Source organism: Parasedimentitalea marina (genome assembly GCF_004006175.1).
Taxonomy (GTDB): domain Bacteria; phylum Pseudomonadota; class Alphaproteobacteria; order Rhodobacterales; family Rhodobacteraceae; genus Parasedimentitalea; species Parasedimentitalea marina.
Map to the genome: position 1 here is coordinate 1,201,916 of NZ_CP033219.1, position 16,753 is coordinate 1,218,668.

The 16,753-nt window shown below is 55.9% G+C and carries 20 protein-coding genes and 1 tRNA gene; 9 read left to right on the top strand and 12 right to left on the bottom strand.

The window, feature by feature from the left end:
• Nucleotide 1: 1 nt before the first annotated feature.
• The 3 genes from EBB79_RS05850 to EBB79_RS05860 form a co-directional block, all read right to left on the bottom strand.
• On the bottom strand, nt 2-2,398 hold the full coding sequence (locus EBB79_RS05850) for an ATP-binding protein (RefSeq protein ID WP_127748029.1): 2,397 nt from the start codon (nt 2,396-2,398) through the stop codon (nt 2-4).
• 195 nt (nt 2,399-2,593) lie between these two features.
• A complete protein-coding gene (locus tag EBB79_RS05855; protein ID WP_127748030.1) occupies nt 2,594-3,100 on the bottom strand; it encodes a putative pterin-binding protein in 507 nt (168 codons plus the stop codon).
• Between the two features lie 155 nt (nt 3,101-3,255).
• Complete coding sequence (locus tag EBB79_RS05860; RefSeq protein ID WP_127748031.1) at nt 3,256-4,647, bottom strand: WecB/TagA/CpsF family glycosyltransferase; 1,392 nt, start codon at nt 4,645-4,647, stop codon at nt 3,256-3,258.
• A gap of 238 nt (nt 4,648-4,885) precedes the next feature.
• Between EBB79_RS05860 and EBB79_RS05865 the strand changes: the two genes are divergently transcribed.
• From EBB79_RS05865 to EBB79_RS05875, 3 genes are all read left to right on the top strand, one after another.
• On the top strand, nt 4,886-5,500 hold the full coding sequence (locus EBB79_RS05865) for a response regulator transcription factor (RefSeq protein ID WP_127748032.1): 615 nt from the start codon (nt 4,886-4,888) through the stop codon (nt 5,498-5,500).
• Between the two features lie 312 nt (nt 5,501-5,812).
• The gene (locus EBB79_RS05870) at nt 5,813-7,105 is read left to right on the top strand and encodes a GumC domain-containing protein (RefSeq protein ID WP_127748033.1); all 1,293 of its coding nucleotides are present in this window, start codon (nt 5,813-5,815) and stop codon (nt 7,103-7,105) included.
• Nucleotides 7,102-8,364 (top strand): O-antigen ligase domain-containing protein, encoded by a 1,263-nt coding sequence (locus tag EBB79_RS05875; RefSeq protein ID WP_127748034.1) that lies wholly within the window; start codon nt 7,102-7,104, stop codon nt 8,362-8,364. Before EBB79_RS05870 ends, EBB79_RS05875 begins: the two co-directional genes overlap by 4 nt.
• An 86-nt stretch (nt 8,365-8,450) precedes the next feature.
• Here EBB79_RS05875 and EBB79_RS24370 read toward each other — a convergent pair.
• A tRNA-Tyr gene (locus tag EBB79_RS24370) sits at nt 8,451-8,534 on the bottom strand.
• A 120-nt stretch (nt 8,535-8,654) separates the two neighbouring features.
• On the opposite strand from EBB79_RS24370, the gene rlmB reads away from it, so the two are divergent.
• The 3 genes from rlmB to EBB79_RS05890 all read left to right on the top strand — a co-directional run bounded on the left by rlmB (nt 8,655) and on the right by EBB79_RS05890 (nt 10,654).
• Nucleotides 8,655-9,431, top strand: coding sequence for a 23S rRNA (guanosine(2251)-2'-O)-methyltransferase RlmB (rlmB, locus tag EBB79_RS05880; RefSeq protein ID WP_127748035.1), 777 nt, complete (start codon nt 8,655-8,657; stop codon nt 9,429-9,431).
• Between the two features lie 97 nt (nt 9,432-9,528).
• On the top strand, nt 9,529-9,993 hold the full coding sequence (locus EBB79_RS05885; protein WP_127748036.1) for a YHS domain-containing (seleno)protein: 465 nt from the start codon (nt 9,529-9,531) through the stop codon (nt 9,991-9,993).
• A 190-nt stretch (nt 9,994-10,183) separates the two neighbouring features.
• Nucleotides 10,184-10,654, top strand: a complete 471-nt coding sequence (locus EBB79_RS05890; RefSeq protein ID WP_127748037.1) for a CoA-binding protein — start codon at nt 10,184-10,186, stop codon at nt 10,652-10,654.
• A 91-nt stretch (nt 10,655-10,745) separates the two neighbouring features.
• Here EBB79_RS05890 and EBB79_RS05895 read toward each other — a convergent pair whose 3' ends face one another.
• The 6 genes from EBB79_RS05895 to hisA all read right to left on the bottom strand — a co-directional run bounded on the left by EBB79_RS05895 (nt 10,746) and on the right by hisA (nt 13,917).
• A complete protein-coding gene (locus EBB79_RS05895; protein WP_127748038.1) occupies nt 10,746-11,063 on the bottom strand; it encodes a phosphoribosyl-ATP diphosphatase in 318 nt (105 codons plus the stop codon).
• Nucleotides 11,060-11,320, bottom strand: coding sequence for a hypothetical protein (locus EBB79_RS05900; protein ID WP_127748039.1), 261 nt, complete (start codon nt 11,318-11,320; stop codon nt 11,060-11,062). Before EBB79_RS05900 ends, EBB79_RS05895 begins: the two co-directional genes overlap by 4 nt.
• 161 nt (nt 11,321-11,481) lie before the next feature.
• Nucleotides 11,482-12,243 (bottom strand): imidazole glycerol phosphate synthase subunit HisF, encoded by a 762-nt coding sequence (gene hisF / locus EBB79_RS05905; RefSeq protein WP_127748040.1) that lies wholly within the window; start codon nt 12,241-12,243, stop codon nt 11,482-11,484.
• 56 nt (nt 12,244-12,299) lie between these two features.
• Complete coding sequence (locus tag EBB79_RS05910) at nt 12,300-12,731, bottom strand: YqaA family protein (RefSeq protein ID WP_127748041.1); 432 nt, start codon at nt 12,729-12,731, stop codon at nt 12,300-12,302.
• Complete coding sequence (locus EBB79_RS05915) at nt 12,728-13,192, bottom strand: DUF2867 domain-containing protein (protein ID WP_127748042.1); 465 nt, start codon at nt 13,190-13,192, stop codon at nt 12,728-12,730. Before EBB79_RS05915 ends, EBB79_RS05910 begins: the two co-directional genes overlap by 4 nt.
• 2 nt (nt 13,193-13,194) lie before the next feature.
• A complete protein-coding gene (gene hisA / locus EBB79_RS05920) occupies nt 13,195-13,917 on the bottom strand; it encodes a 1-(5-phosphoribosyl)-5-[(5-phosphoribosylamino)methylideneamino]imidazole-4-carboxamide isomerase (protein ID WP_127748043.1) in 723 nt (240 codons plus the stop codon).
• A 131-nt stretch (nt 13,918-14,048) separates the two neighbouring features.
• Here hisA and EBB79_RS05925 point away from each other — a divergent pair, with 131 nt between their 5' ends.
• Complete coding sequence (locus EBB79_RS05925; protein ID WP_127748044.1) at nt 14,049-14,447, top strand: DUF2147 domain-containing protein; 399 nt, start codon at nt 14,049-14,051, stop codon at nt 14,445-14,447.
• 7 nt (nt 14,448-14,454) lie between these two features.
• Here the strand turns inward: EBB79_RS05925 and EBB79_RS05930 are convergent, their stop codons facing one another.
• A complete protein-coding gene (locus tag EBB79_RS05930; RefSeq protein WP_127748045.1) occupies nt 14,455-14,706 on the bottom strand; it encodes a WGR domain-containing protein in 252 nt (83 codons plus the stop codon).
• A gap of 78 nt (nt 14,707-14,784) precedes the next feature.
• Nucleotides 14,785-15,321, bottom strand: coding sequence for a peroxiredoxin-like family protein (locus EBB79_RS05935; RefSeq protein ID WP_127748046.1), 537 nt, complete (start codon nt 15,319-15,321; stop codon nt 14,785-14,787).
• Nucleotides 15,322-15,407: 86 nt separating this feature from the next.
• Here EBB79_RS05935 and EBB79_RS05940 point away from each other — a divergent pair, with 86 nt between their 5' ends.
• Both EBB79_RS05940 and EBB79_RS05945 read left to right on the top strand, forming a co-directional pair.
• Complete coding sequence (locus tag EBB79_RS05940; protein ID WP_127748047.1) at nt 15,408-16,136, top strand: helix-turn-helix domain-containing protein; 729 nt, start codon at nt 15,408-15,410, stop codon at nt 16,134-16,136.
• Between the two features lie 144 nt (nt 16,137-16,280).
• Nucleotides 16,281-16,724 (top strand): HIT family protein, encoded by a 444-nt coding sequence (locus EBB79_RS05945; RefSeq protein ID WP_127748048.1) that lies wholly within the window; start codon nt 16,281-16,283, stop codon nt 16,722-16,724.
• Nucleotides 16,725-16,753 lie beyond the last annotated feature (29 nt).

Here is a 16,753-nt window from a genome sequence, read left to right on the forward strand (position 1 = left end):
GTTACTGACCCGCAGAGACGGACTTGAGATCAAGAGTGGCGCGGGTTTTCGCCCATAAGTCGGACAGATCGGCGATCTCGGCCAGGCTGGCTGAGGTGTCGGATCGTTTGGCCGCAACCTCTAGGTTGCCAAGGCTGGTCGCAAAGTCTGCAGCGCCGAAAAGACTGGCCGTGCTTCGGACTTGATGGCACTTTGCTGCAAGCGTTTCGAAACCCAGTGTTGTTAAAGGATCGTTTTCCAAATCCGCTAACAGCGCATCACCTTCAGTCAGAAACCTGCCCAAAAATATGTTGTATTCACGTTGGTTTAGCAAATCTTTGGCCAACTCTGCTTCTTCATCTACAGGCCTGTTTCTGGGGTCGGAATTGATCATGCATGACCCATCAAGCACCGTTTGAAGGGCGCGGCGCAGTTCTGGTAACTGAAGCGGTTTGCCAATAAATCCATCCATACCGCTGGCCCTAAAATGTGTCGTTTCCTCGGGTAGGACATTTGCCGAAAAAGCGAAGATTGGAATGTCACAGAAGGGTTGCGGCGCGGCGCGAATTTTCCGTGTTGCCTGAAGACCATCCATACCGGGCATGCTGATATCCATCAGGATAACATCAAAGGTCTCGGTCGAAGCTTTGGCGACGGCCGCCAGCCCATCAGGAACCAATGTCACCTTGTGGCCGTCACGTTCCAGCAGTTTGCGCGCGACAAAGGCATTGGTCTCGACGTCCTCGGCGACAAGAATTGACAGCGACTGGTCTGCGGCTCGCGCCTTTTCCTCGCTACTGTCGGGAAGCGGTTCGGCGACCGGCAGCAGGGGCAGGTGTAGCCAAAAAACGCTGCCGTCACCCGGCGTACTTTCGACACCGATACTGCCGCCAAGCAGCTGTACCATACGTCTGACAATGCCCAGGCCTAAGCCTGTTCCGCCGCTGTCGCGTGTATAGGTTGAATCACAGGTCTCAAAATCTTCAAATATTCTGAGCTGGTCTTCATCGGAAATGCCGATGCCACTGTCGATAATCCGTAACTCGACATTGCAGGTGTCGTCGGTCGGCGTGATCTGTTCTGCCTCGATGCTAATGTGGCCCACATGTGTGAACTTAATTGCATTCCCAACGAGGTTTAGCAGAATTTGCTCAAGAATTGTCTGATCTGTTGAAACCCATTCCAAACTGGGCCCCAGCCATTCCCATTCAATGGTGGTCTGATTTCGCCCTGCGTGGCCACTTTGGCCGTCAACAATGTCTTGTAGGAAGTGACCCAAATGAAAGGTCGATTGTACGACAGCGGGCTTGCCAGACTCAAACTTGGCAATATCCAAAATGGAATTGACATGATGCATCAACTGGCGTCCCGATATTTCCATGTTCTGCACATAGGTTGTCTGATCCGTGTCTAAGGTGCTTTTGCTGATCAGGGTCAGGTTGCCGAGTAATCCATTCAGCGGCGTGCGTATTTCGTGGCTCATCATAGCCAGGAAATTTGCTTTGGCTTTCTCACCTGCCAGCGCCTGGTCTCGTGCGCCGCGCAGCTCGGCCTCGGCGTTCAATTGTTGAGAGATGTCCCTCAGGAAGCTAATGATCACATCGCCATCTTCGGTTTGGGCTGATTGCATGGCCAATTCGACGGGAAAGCGTTCCCCGTTGGCCCTGCGGGCTTCAAGGCGTACGCGGCCAGTTCCTATCGGCTGGTTATCAGCAGTTTGCACCATCAGGGAAAATCTTCGCTGATGGGCTTCTTTGTGTTCAGCTGGGACAATCAGATCATCAATGTTCTGACCTTTGGCGTCGGCCAATGAATAGCCAAATGTGGTTTCGGCAGCCGCGTTCAAATCCACGACATGCCCCTTGGTATCTGCGACGATCACGGCCTCTTGTGTTGTCGACAGGATCGTCTGCATATGCGCGTTGGCGCGGATCAATGCACGTCCTCTGGCCCGGATCTGAGCGTTGGCCAACAGGGAATAGGTAAACAACGCAGCGAGTGCGACCAATATTGTCACTGAGACAATCGCCAACTGTGTCAAAGTTGAAAATATACGTGACCGCTGCATATCCGAGGCGCGGGCGAAATGGGACAGGCCTAGGATGAACAGGCTTCGCACTTCGGGGCGCAGCGCAGCAGACTGATTGAACAGATCTGGAATGGCCGATCGCAAAGCATCATCTGGCCCGTCCATGAGAACAATCGTCTGGTCCAGAAATGTCTGTAGCGATATGATTGAGCGCAGAAATTCCTCAATCTTTCGAGTGGGCTCGAAAAGCTTACCATTGGCCAGAATTCCCAAGCGGCTGTACAGGATATCAAAATCCTTTCGAACAGCAGCGAGATCCGAGGTTTCAGGGTGATTATTCTGTTCAAGAGTGAGCAAGAAATCGAGGTATTCGATTTCGACCTGGGACAATGTCCACTGCACCGTGTCTGAATCGGAGGACCGCAGTTGCTTTAGGTCCCGGTACACTTCGAGCCCAATCAGAACCAGAAGAGGCAGACACAGAACGACCAGAGGCAGCAGAACCCAATTCTTGAGGACTAGAAATAACCTGGGGTAACGGGGCAATTTGAGACGCTTTCAAAGGAATGTTCTGAAGCTACCATATCATTGAACAATATTTAATCGATTGAGTTGCCAGATACTGCGTGAATAAATCGTTTCGGTGCGAAATTCTGGCGATTGGTCAAATGGGTAGATGATCCAGAGCGGACCTTTTTCACGTCTGGGGATTGGCTGGCCGTCAATGGCAAAGGCAACAATGGGCCCCCCTACACGTGCATCACTTCGCGGGATGGCCACGGCGTAATCGTTCAGCGCGATCGCCTGAATAGTGGTTCCCTTGACGTCCAGATGTTGCAGCAGAGTGTACAGGGGAACACCGGAAAACTCGTGTACGCCCTGGGTCCAGATTGTCGATGTAACAATATTTTCGACAGCAATATCTTGTAGATCCTGAACACTTAGTAAGAAGGCTTGATCCGGACCCTGTCCGCCAGTGACTTCCAGTACTGGCATTGCCTCAGTTTCTGCCGTTCCAGCGGTAACTCTGGTTGCGACAATGGCAGCTAGAAACAAGGTACGGGCGATTGAGTAAATACCATTGATTGTCATAATTCACCTCTGTGTTTTCACTATTAGCTTCACACGTTGACCAGGGCTCTTTCTGCCTCTCTCATGTATTAGGAACTATCCGAAAGGATAGAGTGGCCTTGATCGGGGATTTGCAAAGACGTGGCGTGTGGGAATGACCCTGCGACGGTGGGGGCTTAGTAAGCCCCGCGCCCTTTGAACACCGCCTGAAAGGTTACGGCGATCAGGGCCAGGTCCAGCAAGATGGAGCGTGAGCGGGTATAAGCGATGTCCATATCCACCATGCGATCAAAATCGACATCAGCGCGGCCAGAGACCTGCCAGATTCCGGTCAGTCCCGGTTTGACGCTGAGGCGGCGGAGCGCCCGTTTGGAATAGGCTTCGACCTCCTCGGGCAGCGCTGGGCGCGGGCCAACAATCGACATCTTCCCGGTTAGTATGTTCACGATCTGGGGTAACTCGTCCAACGAGAACCGGCGCAGAATACGACCGACTTTTGTCACCCGAGGATCGTTGCGGGCTTTGAAGCAGATGCCGTCACGGTCAGACGCCGACAATAGATCCTTGCGTCTCTCCGCAGCGTCCACGTGCATGGAACGGAACTTATACAGAGTGAATTGCTTGCCATTCCGGCCAACACGTTTCTGGCTGAAAATTGCAGCGCCCGGGCTTTCCAATCGAATGGCGGCACCAATCAGTAGAAGCAGCGGAAAAAGTGCGACCAGAGCAACAGTGCTTAGCACCACATCCAAAAGCCTTTTGTGAATGGCATATTTGGAGCGGGTGTGCAGCGCATGGCGTGCGGCGCGAAACAAAAAGGTGAAATTGCCAAGGATGTACCGCTTGGCCAGCCGGGTTGGTTCCATCGCCAGACGCCAGACCCATTCGCATTTCGCCTGTCGGACACAGAGCGGCGCGCGTTTGACATTGCCAGCCCAGAAATCAAACAATCCACCAACCGCCATCTTAAGGTCAGGACGCAGGTCTGGTCCAAAGCGGTCCAACCACAGCTCTTGCAGGGGGACCCCCATGGCGACCAGCAAGATATCCGCGCCAGAGCCATTGATCGTGTTTATAGCGTCCTGGGCATTCGCAGCGTCTTTAAACCCATCGAGAGTTCCAGCGATACGCAGCCCAGGGATCATGGACCCAAGGTGTTTTGCAGCTTTTTCTGCGGTGCCCGGTCGGGCGCCAAATAGAAAAACGCTTTTCCCTTGTTTGGCGGCTGCTTTCAGCAAAGGTGGCAACAGATCGGTACCGTTCAGATTGGCCATCAACCCGTCGCCCTGCATCCTCGCCGCCAGCTCAACACCAATACCGTCGGGAAGGACCAGATCTGCACGATCCAATGCTGTGGCGTAATCCGACTTCACTGCGCGCATGTTGGCACAATGTGCATTCAGGAAAAATACGGTGCGCTTGCCCGGCTGCAAAAGATTGTTGATCGCCGCCTGTGGGGTTGCGTCTACCACCTCAACATTCATGACCGCGCGTCTGTCCAGCTTGGGAAAAACGGGTGTGGCACCCTGCGCAAAGAAGGTATCAAAACTGATGGACTGATGCTGCATAACGTGACTCCCTGTGTCTGAGTTCACTTTTATTGTGCATGATCAACGGGGGGGCAGGGGCCGGGCATCAGGATGATTTAAGAGACGAAAACGCCCGTTCGGGATTATCGGCTGCCAAATTCCCCATAGGCAGGGGCGCATTATCCATTTGGATAGAAATCTGGTCTAAATTTTCTCACGGACCTCACCATTTGCGCCTAGAATGGAAGGTAAGTTTCTTTTTAGATGAGGTTTTGTGGTGCGAATTTTAATTGCAGATGATCATGAACTCCTGCGGGATGCACTTGGTGCCTTTATGCAGAGCGAAGATGGGATCGAGTTGCATACAGCGGCAGATTTTGACGAGGCTTGCATCCTGTTAAAGGGGGAGTGGACTTATGATCTTGTTCTCCTGGACTATAATATGCCAGGCATGAATGGGCTGAATGGGATTAAAGAGGCCAATGAAATCAGTGGTGTTCACCGGGTCGCCTTGATGTCAGGTGAGGCCAATCGTGAGATTGCCGAACAGGCGCTTGAGATGGGTGCCATCGGATTTATTCCCAAAACCCTGCCTGCAAAATCTCTGGTCAATGCGATCAAATTCATGGCGATGGGTGAAAAATATGCACCGCTTGATTTCATGACCGCAGAAGCAGACGAGGTCAGTCATCCGATCCTGGACAAACTGACCAACCGCGAGCGCCAGGTGCTGCAGGGACTGTCTGAAGGAAAGTCCAACAAGGAAATCGCGCGCGATCTGGAACTGTCTGAGCCGACCATCAAGCTTCACGTCAAAACGCTCTATCGTAAGCTGGACGTGTCGAACCGAACACAGGCGGCGCTGGTTGCAAGAGATGCCGGTCTTTTTTGATCTGCGGCTATCCATTCGGGTAGAGAGACATCCACCTGCGGCGCTTCTGATGCCGATGTGATCAATGGTCTTAAGCCAGACCCCGTATTCTCAATCTGAAAGAGTTTTCAGAGAGAAGAGATAATGGTGTTTTTGGCTGCATTCCGCAAAGGTTCAGATAAGCACGGCGCGACCAAGGCGACACTCAAGCCTGCCCAAAAGGCCAATAACGGTTACCCGAACGCCCAATTCCTACCGCGCAAGCCGCGTAATTTCTTTTGGCGTTGCAGCAGGTATACGACGTTTTTCCTTATGTGGTGTGCTGGTATCTGGATGCCGATTTTCACCTATCTGACCACAACCCCACCAAAATACACGTCCCACATGGCGCTGATTTTGCCCGGATCAGGGGCCTCGGCCTCGGTTAATTTGGAAAGCATTGGGCAGGCGTCGTCTTATGCTTCTTCAGCCTTTGCTTCCGACTCTGTCAGTCCAACCCAAACATATAAGCGGCTTATTACGGCTAATAGAATCCGCTTGGCAGCGGCCCGCAGTTTAAATTTACCTGTCATCGACCTGCCCGCGCCCTCAATCGATCTGGTTGATCAAACCGGATTGATCCGGGTGCAGATGACAGGCCATAGCGCGACCGAGGCGCAATTGCGGGCCGAGGCCATTCTAGAGGCCTTTCAGAGCGAATTGACCTTACTCAGAAACGACGAGCTTAGCATGCGAGAGCAAAGCGCTGTCTCGGCGATTGAAGAATACAGAACATCGGTGGCTGCAACCCGTGCCGACATCGGCCGCCTGCAGCAGGAAACTGGGTTTCTGTCCAAGGATCAGTTTTCGGCCCAGGTGAGTGACAATGATGCCCTGCGTGTCCTGACCGAAAACGCACAGGCCCGATTGATTGAAAAGACCGCCTATGTCCAGGCACTGGAGGCGACGCTGGGCCTGTCCGCAAAAACAGCTGCGAAAGTTCTGAACCTCTATTCTGACAACGGCTACCTTACGTTTTCCAAGGATGCCTCGAATAAGGCCGCCCAGCTTGCCGAAACCCGGTCAGAGTATGGCAATCAACACCCGCGTGTGGTTGAGGCACTAGCCCAATACACGCTCGCACAGGATTCTCTTGTCTCAATCGCTGTGGTTCGCACTGGGCTCAGCGTATCCGAAATCGAAAACCTGGAAATGTCGCAAAAGGGAAATCGTACAGATTTGCTGGCGGATCTGGTGCGCAGCGAGGCGGCGCGGCTGGGCGCCAGCGCAGAGTATGAAACCCTGAATGCACGATGCGAGGAGGAACGGCAGAAGCTGGAAGAAATTGCACCGATGGCCGCCCAGCTTGAAGATCTGCAGCGCGACTTTCGGGTGTCCGAAGCCGTTTTCACTTCGGCCATTGCGCGCGGGCAGTCCTCCAAGGTGGACGTCTATGCGTCTTACCCTTTGGTTCAGGTGCTTGAAGCCCCCTCGCTACCGCTCAAGCCATCTTCGCCTAGACGGCTGGTGACTATTGCCCTTGGTGTTGCGGCCACGGTTTGCGTGATCATTTCACTCATTCTGGGTTGGGCTCGCTTTGGAATGATCAACTGGTTGATCGCGCGCCGCGAAGAGCGCCGGGTATGAACAAGATCATTCCACAGAACCCGGCTGAAAAAATCGTCTACAAAACTTTGGTCTGGACCTGGCCCTTTTATGCCTTCGGCGCATTGTATATCGTTGGCCCGGTCCTGGGATGGATGCTTGGGTGTCTGGCCATTGTGGTTGCCTATTTGGGGGCTGCAGTCCGGGAAGATTTACGGGTCACCCGGTCAATTCCGCCGGTCGTCTGGGCTTGGATCATCGGCATGGCGGCGATGCTGATCGTCTTGTGGATCGGGCATGTGAATTTTGAGTTCGGACTGAAGTCAATCATCAGATCTACCATCGGCTGGGCCAAGGGCTGGGCGCTTATGGCGCTTTTCCCTTTGGCGGGCGCGGTTCTGCCCATCCGGCGCGCAATTCTAGTGCGTGGGCAATGTGTTGTCGGGCTATGGATACTGGCGCTGGCGCCGCTTATGCTGGTCGCGCCTTACATCGGCCTTCCCGAACGTATCTTTGTGTCGCCACTCAAGGCGGTTGGGGGGCCTGGCCCCGAGTATTTTACCGTATTCCTATATACATTGGACCCTGCCAGTGGAGCGCCCCGCTGGCAGTTCTACGCCCCATGGTCGCCCTTCGCGGCCTTACTGGGGGTCACAATGGTTCTGTTTGCGCTTGAAGAAAGCGATCGTCGCTGGAAAACGATTGGTGTGTGTGCCGGGACCCTTCTCATTTTGGCTTCCAAGTCACGCATGGGGCTGGTGGGGCTGGTCGTATGCCCGGCTATCCCGCGTCTGCTGCGCCTGACAGCGCAATCCTGGGCCTGGCAGGGCGTAGCGGGTCTTTTGGTTGTGGCAGGCATGATCGCCGATTGGCTGATCACATCGGCCCAAGCCAGTGTTTATGCATTCAAATCCGCACGCGCCGACAGTTCGCGCGTGCGCGCAACCTTACAACGCATCGCAACCGAGCGCTGGCAGGGCGAGGCATTTTGGTTTGGCCACGGACGCGTCGCCCCTGGCTCTCATATCGTAGAGTATATGCCGATAGGCAGCCATCACACGTGGTACGGTCTGTTGTTTGTCAAAGGTGTGGCTGGCTTTCTTGCGCTGCTGCTCCCTTTTCTCTGGCAGTTCTGGATGGCAGCCAGTGACACGGTGCGGTCAAACAGGGGGACGCTGCCCTTGGGCCTCATGCTTGTCTTCCTGCTGCTATCCTTCGGGGAAAACATAGAGATTGAGGTCTATTTGCTCTGGCCCAGTCTCTTGCTCATGGGAATACACGCCAAAGAGCAGATGAGATAATTTACCCGGTATTGAAGTCACGGTGTATTGGTTCTTTGCAGAATGGGTCCGTGCACTGTGTTACCACTCCTCCATAACGGTAGAAGTGGTGGGCGACCCTGGAATCGAACCAGGCGTGCGTCTCCGCGAGGGAGTTACAGTCCCCTGCCACACCTTGCGGCCTGTCGCCCACTATCAGGTGACTGTTGCACCTGATGTGGGGCGTGACTACAAGCGCACCAACGGAGCGTCAACCGGAAAATCACAGGTTTTTCTCGATGGCTCAAAAATCCTTTTTGCCGGAGAGCAAGATGACTAAGAAACCAAAATGGGTCGTTGAAAAAGAACAGGCCAAGAAGGCTGCGGATGCGGAAACTGTCTGGCTGTTTGGCCTGCACGCGGTGCGTGATGCGCTGCTGAACCCAAAGCGTCAGAAACTGCATTTGATGGTGACGCGAAACGCACATAGCAAACTGGCGGACGCCATTGCCGAATCCGGGATTGAGCCAGAAGTGGTGGACCCACGCAACTTTAAGGCCCCGATTGATTCCAATTCGGTGCATCAGGGGGCAGTGCTGGAAGTGAAGCCGCTGCAGTGGGGCAGTTTGGCCGACAGTTGCATTGGCGCCGAGGTGCCACGGGTGTTGTTGCTGGACCGGGTGACCGATCCGCACAACGTCGGTGCCATTTTGCGGACCGCTGAGGTGTTGGGGGCCAGTGCTGTGATCGGGACCCGTCACCATTCGGCACCCGAAACCGGGGCCTTGGCCAAATCGGCAAGTGGTGCACTGGAGCGTCAGCCCTATGTGCGGGTGCGCAACCTGTCGGATGCCATTGTTGAGTTGCAGAACATGGGGTTCATCGTGTTGGGGCTGGATGGTGAGGCGGAGGTCACTATCGAGACCGCGCTGGACGGGCGTCGGGATCGTCCGGTGGCGCTGGTGTTGGGGGCCGAGGGGCCGGGGTTGCGGCAAAAGACCAAGGAAACCGTGGATCAACTGGTCAAAATCGATGCCGCAGGCGGATTCGGCTCTTTGAACGTGTCGAATGCCGCAGCGCTGGCGCTTTACGCCTCGATTGAGCGATAACATCTGATCGCAGAACCGTTACGGAGGGATCACATCTTCGTATCGTCCCTAGGCAGAGCCGAGCTGATCCGGCACATTGGCCCGGCTTACCTTTGGGATGGAGTCTCTTTTGCTGCTGCGCTTTGCCTTTCTTGCTGCCCTTGCCCTGCTGTTTCATCCGGCGCGCCCAGCGCTGGCGGATCAGCCGATGTTTCATGCTGAAGAGGGGTTGGCCGTCGCGGGGTATGACACCGTGGCGTTTTTTGTCGAAGGGCGCGCGGTTCAGGGGCTGTCGGATCATGCGGTGATGTGGAAGGGCGCGGTCTGGCGGTTTGTGTCGGCTGACAATCAGGGTCGGTTCGAAGCTGACCCGCGCGCCTATGCGCCAGTGTTTGGTGGATATTGTGCCTATGCGGTTTCGCAGGGCTATTTGTTATCCGGTAGTCCGCAAGCCTGGCAAATTGTCGATGATGAGCTGTATCTGCTGTACAGCCCAGAAGTGCAGGATATTTGGCGCAGTGAGATGTCTGATCTGATCGTTATGGCGCATGGCAATTGGCCGAATGTTTTGCGGCAGGACTGAGGCGCTCACAATAATGCGAGCTGACCTTTAACTTCGGCACTTTCGCTCCATATTCAGTATTGACTGCGGTGCGGAACCACCGCGGATCTGTTTTCACTGTCCCTCGTTCCAGACCTTGCGCCCGGGCTATCACCTGGGCGCATTTTTTGTGGGCTTCCCTTTGGGGATGTCGTCGGCGTAGGGTCCGGTCATGACGACTTATAGCGATCAGTATCTGAGTGATATCCTGCGCCGCGCCAAGACAGTGGCGGTGGTTGGGGTGTCGATGGATCCCCTGCGACCCAGCTATTTTGTGGCGCGGTATCTGGGCCTGAGAGGGTTTCGAATCATCCCGGTCAATCCACGGCACGCAGGCGAGCGACTGTTTGGTGAAGTGGTGCAGGAAAACCTGTCTGCGATCGAAGGGCCGGTGGATATGGTGGATATCTTTCGCCGCTCTGAGGCGGTGCCAGACATTGTTGATGAGGCGCTGGCGGCTTTCCCTGATCTGCAGGCGATTTGGATGCAGATAGGTGTTGAACACGCGGCAGCGGCGGCAAAAGCGGAGGCGCGCGGGGTGGCCGTTGTGCAGAACCTGTGTCCAAAGATCGAATATCAGCGTTTGCATGGTGAGTTGCGGATGGGCGGGTTTGCGACGGGGATAATTTCGTCGAAATTGTAGGCGAGTGGCAAAGGTTAGTGATTTATGGCATGGGGGCTTTGCCCCCTCGGCCTGCGGCCTCTCCCCCAGAGTATTTTTAAAAAGATGAAGATCAGGGTTTCGGGCGGGCGGCTTTTTCGTCCAGTCCGCTGAGGCCCTGGCGGCGGGCCAGTTCGTTCAGGACATCATCCAGGGCGACATCGCGGGCGGCGAGCATGACCAGGAAGTGGTAGAGAACGTCGGCGCCTTCGGAGGTGAGTTTCTCCCGGTCGCCTTTCACCGCTTCGATGATGGCCTCGATGGCTTCTTCGCCGAATTTTTCAGCGCATTTTTCCGGCCCTTTAGATAGCAGTTTTGCGGTCCAGCTGCTGGAAGGGTCAGCGCCTTTGCGGGCGTCGATGGTGGCGGCGAGGTCGTGGAGAAGGGTCATTGATGCATATGCTCCAGTCGGCTTTCTTTCATCAAAATGGCGTCAACGCAGGCCCAGAGTTGCGGGGCGTATTCTGTGTTCAGTACGTCATTGCGGTTCAGTGGGGTGAACATCGTAATGCCGTTGAGATCCGCCTGAGACCAATCCATGAGCGAACACCCAGCTTTGTCGGCAAGGTCGACCGAAATACGCGTCGCCCAGCGGCTGTTTGGCGCGGCATCTTCGTTCCAATCCCCGGTATAAACAGTAATGAGCATCGGGATGCCTAGATGCGCGTCAGACCAGCGTACTGTGTACCATGAGTGAAAAGAATTCAGGTGCAGGATGTTACCAGTTATTTCCGATGTCGTGGAGGCACAGCAGTCACAGGGCGTGTCTGTGCGCAGGTCTTCTTCAAGGGAGCAGTCCTCCCAGTTCACTACGTCAGCCTCATTGGGATACCGGCGGCGGCCATATGGGCCTTGGCCTCGGCGATGGTGTATTCCCCGAAGTGGAAAATCGAGGCAGCGAGCACGGCGCTGGCACGGCCTTTGGTGACGCCTTCGACAAGGTGGTCCAGATTGCCGACTCCGCCGGAGGCAATCACGGGCACGTTGACGGCATCGGCAATGGCGCGGGTCAGGGGCAGGTTGAAGCCGGATTTGGTGCCGTCGCGGTCCATCGACGTGAGCAGGATTTCACCGGCACCTTTGGCGACTACTGTGCGGGCGAAATCCACCGCGTCAATGCCGGTTTCGCGGCGGCCTCCATGGGTGAAAATCTCCCATTTGCCGGGGGCGACTGTTTTGGCATCGATGGCGCAGACGATACACTGGCTGCCAAATTGGTCGGCGGCCTGAGCGATGACATCGGGGTTGGCAACGGCGGCTGAGTTGAACGAGACTTTGTCTGCGCCAGCCAGCAGCAGGGCACGCACGTCTTCGCGGGTACGCACACCTCCGCCGACCGTCAGCGGGATGTAGCATTGTTCGGCGGTGCGGCGGACCACGTCGAACATGGTACCGCGGTTTTCCTCGGTGGCCATGATATCCAGAAAGCACAGCTCGTCTGCGCCAGCCGCGTCATAGGCCTTGGCGCTTTCAACAGGGTCGCCCGCATCGCGAAGGCCAACAAAGTTGACACCTTTGACAACGCGGCCATCGGCGACGTCCAGGCAGGGGATGATACGAGTTTTCAGCATGGTTCGCCCTTTGTTATGGCGCTTTCATAGAGGGTTGGGCAGCGGATTTCCAGTGCTCAGACAAGGACGTTGAACAGGCCCAGCAGGGCGGCGTAGCGCAGGGTCTTGGAGAAGGTGACCAAGGCCAGGAAAGTGAGCCAGTTCATTCGCATCACCCCGGCGGCAATGGTAATTGGATCGCCAATGATGGGGAGCCATGCGCCCAGTACTGACCATTGGCCCCAGCGGTTGAACCAGATTTGTGCCTTGGCCAGTTGATTGGGCGTTACCGGAAACCAACGGCGTGACTGAAAGTGCAAGGCGTAACGGCCCATGGCATAGTTGACCAGCGAGCCGAGGATGTTGCCGGTGCTGGCGACCAGCAGCAGAAGCGTTGTGGAATAGGTGTCTTGGGCGGCGAGCAGCAGCAGGGCGGCCTCAGAGCCGCCGGGCAGCAGGGTGGCGGCGGAAAAGGAGATCAGGAACAGGCCCGGCAGCGACCAAGTCATAGGGATTTGATATCGGGGCGCCAGATCTGGCTAACAGCGTTGCGTACGATCAGCACATGGAAGGGCATGATCGAGGCCAGATAGATGCGGCCCATCCGGTTGTTACAGTGCACCCATGTGGCGCAGTAAGCCTCGGTTCCCGTTGTCAGGATCGAAATACGGAAGTTGAGGTGGGAATCATCCAGACCAAGGATGACTTCGTTTTGATTGCGTTGGTCGATTGGGAAGGGGCCGATTTTCTTGCCTTCGGGGAAGTCATTCTTGAGGCCGAGCGGGGCCACAAGAATGTTGCGCAGTCGGAGCAGGCCTTTGGCCCAAGACGGAAAGGCCATCGCACGCTGGGCTGCGTCGTCCACTGGCAGGGCTGTGGGACATTTGTAGCAGTCCAGAAAATCACCCTGCTGAATGTAATCATGCAGCAGGGAATGCGATGGCAGCTCCGTTTTGGTGGTGCGGGTCATGTTCAGTCTTTGAGAACCGCCAGAGCCTGTTTTAGGTCAATAGCCCCATCATAGAGCGCGCGCCCTGAAATGGCCCCGTTCAGTGGGGCGCCGCAGGACTTCAGCGCGCGTAGGTCGTCCAGCGACGACACCCCGCCCGAGGCAATCACCGGAATCGAGACCGCATTGGCCAGATCAGCCGTTGCAGTTATATTCGGGCCCTTCATCGCGCCATCGCGCAGGATGTCGGTGTAGATGATGGCGGCAACACCTGCATCCTCAAACGATTTAGCAAGGTCGGTGACCATGACGTCGGTTTCTGTCGCCCACCCCTTGGTCGCCACATAGCCATTGCGCGCATCAATGCCCACGGCGACCTTGCCGGGGAATTCGCGGGCAGCTTCGCGGACCAGGTCGGGGTTTTCGACCGCGACGGTGCCCAGGATAACCCGGGCGAGGCCCTTGGTGATCCAGGCCTCGATTGTGGCCATGTCACGGATGCCACCCCCCAGTTGGGCTGGGACCTTGGTTTGCTTTAGGATCTCTTCGACGGGGGCCGCGTTGACGGGCTCACCTGCAAAGGCACCGTTCAAATCGACCAGGTGCAGCCAGTCACAACCTGCCTCGACGAACTCGAGTGCCTGGGCGGCGGGGTTGTCGTTAAAGACGGTGGTCTTGTCCATATCCCCATGCAACAGGCGCACGGCTTGGCCGTCTTTGAGGTCGATGGCAGGATAGAGGATCATGGCTGTGCCTTTCAGGAGTTCTTGGCGGTGTTTTGCACAAGCGGGCCCCGGAATGCAACGCGACCCCAAGTCAACCTTGCCTGAAATTGGCGGGTTGGGTCACAGTGACGCTATCAAAGGGAGGAATGACGATGAAAAATCTGGTTTTGGGAATGGTTTTTGGACTGGGGCTGGCAGGCGCTGCCTCGGCGGATCCTGTGACGGGCACATGGCGGACTGCGCCGGGTGACACCGGTGGTTACCTGCATGTGGCCATTGCGCCCTGTGGCAGTGATGTCTGCGGTGTAATCCAGGCAGCCTATGACAAAGACAATGCGGTTCAGTCAGACTATGAGCATCTGGGCAAGAAGATGCTGTGGGATATGGGTGCTAATGGTGACGGCTATTACAGCGGCGGCAAAATCTGGGCTCCGGATGCTGATAAGACCTATGCGTCAAAGATGTCGCTTAGCGGTAATACACTGGAGGTCAAAGGCTGTGTTGCAGGTGGCTTGATCTGCCGGGGGCAAGACTGGACCCGGATCAAGTAATCTGGGGTTACAACAGGCCCAATTGCACTGGAATCGGCACAAAACCACGCTTGACCTGCCGGTCACGGTGGGTCTCGACTGTGCTCAGCGCCTCGGCATAGGTGCCGAGGTACAGGCGTTTTTGCTGGCCGCCGGGGGCGCCAAGTGGGCCTGAGACCCGTTCCACGCACCAGTCGCCAAACAGGGTCTGATACAGGCTCAGCACGCAATAGCGGTGCTGACCCTGATAGTGGTCAAATTTTTCGAGACGGATCTGCACGGGCTGGACCTGATTTGAAAGCGTCCGGCCCGTATGCCCTTAACCGGGCAGGGTGTCCATCACTTGCCGCAGGTCGGGTTAAACAGCGCCAGTGTATTCGCCGCGCGCCGGGTAACTGTTGGCGATGGCGAAATCCAATGCTGCAACCAGTTCCGAGAAATGCGGGCGCACAAATGGCATGGTCTGGACCGAACCATAGTACAGCGACTGGTCGGGGCTGACCATGAACAGGCCTGGCTCTGCAAACAGGGCCGGCTCTTCGATGCCGATTGAGGTTTTCCCACGAGAGGTCGAGATATACAGCCCCCAGTCTTTGGCCTCGTTTAGCGGCATGTCATAGCCAAAGCGCAGCGACTTGGCCTCAATTTTGTCAGCCATGGCACGGGTGCGGTCTTCGCCGTCTGTGCTGATGGCGATGCAGGTCACACCACGCTCGGCAAAATCAGCGACGCGCTTTTCCAGCTCTTTCAGGTAGTTGGCGCAGATGGGGCAGTGGAGGCCACGATAAAAGCAAATTACGGTGCCACGTTCGCTGGCCTCGGTGGCCAGATCAAAGGTGCCATTGTCCAAAGTTGGAACAGATAGATTAGGTGTTTTGTGGCGGGGGATCAGCATGGGGGTCTCCTGTGTCAGTGCTTGTTAATGGGTATGTCAGGCTGTAGAGTCTGTAAAATACTAAAAACATGACTGAAAATCCGAAAATGGATCGTTTGACAACATTGATGGAGCGGTTTCACCTTACGGTGCGCGCGGCAGAGCTTAACGAGGCCAATCTGTTTGCCCTGTCCGGGGCGGATGGATCGCCAAGCCATGTGGTGTTCTTTGCCGCAGATGATGTGCCGATTGGGCCAACAGAGGGCGTGATCCTGTCTGCAAAAGTCGAGTGGTCGGGGCATCGCAATCCGTTTTTGGCGGCGCTGCCACCGCGTGTAAACTATGATTTGACCCAATCCGCCGAGGCGCAAAGCCTGGTACATCTGATGCTGGACGAGGCACAGGGCGCGCGATGTGGGGCGCAGTCAGTGATCAATCGGCTGGGTGAGATCCTGATGGTGCGGTTGCTGCGCGAACAGATTGAGCAGGGCGCGACCGAGCCGGGGTTGCTGGCGGGGCTGTCTGATCCGCGCCTTAGTCGGGCGATCGTGGCGATGCACGACCATCCCGGGCGGCTGTGGTCGACTGCCGATCTGGCCGAAGTGGCAGGATTGTCGCTGTCGCGGTTTTCCGAGCTATTTGGGGCTGAGGTCGGCGAAACCCCAATGGGCTATCTGCGCCGTTGGCGATTGATTCTGGCGCATCAGGATTTGCAGCGCGGCGACCGGGTTGATGCGGTGGCGCGCCGGTATGCCTATGGCTCTCCCGAGGGGTTTAGCCGCGCGTTCCGGCGCGTCTATGGCGTCGCGCCTGTGGCCCTGCGGCGGGTTGGGTAATTCTTGGCGCTAGGCTGTCTGTGTTTTAGGCGACTGCAAAAGCTCTTGGGCCAAGTGTGGTGTATTATTTGGAGACCACAATCGACTGTGCCACTAATGCAAGGTGCATACTGTTGAATTTATGATCTTCCTTGGAGCCTTTTGATGCAGAAGCCCTGTCTATTTTGCCGAATTGCGCACTCCGTAGTCGCGTCTCACGAGGTTTTTCGAAACGATCGACTGGTCGCTTTTTTGGATATTGGCCCGATCAGGCCCGAGCATGTTCAGATCATACCCATTGCTCACTACGACTATTTTGAAAATCTTCCCAAAGACATCGCGCAAGAAATCATGTTGTTGGGGCAGTCAATCGCCCGCTGCCAGAAGTCTTTGCTGGGTGTAGAACGAGTGGCTTTTCTCTTTACTGGAGGAGATATTCCACATGCGCATTGTCACCTCGTTCCAATGGTTGAAAATACAGACATTACGTCAGCGCGGTACATCGAGGAAAAAGAACTTACCTTCATGGTCAGGCCAAATCCTGGCGAAACAAGCCTTCGAGAAATGGCTTTATGGCTATCAGCTGAGCTCCAAGTGCAGGACAACTAAGCCTTGGTTCGGACATGCCGATTGTAGGG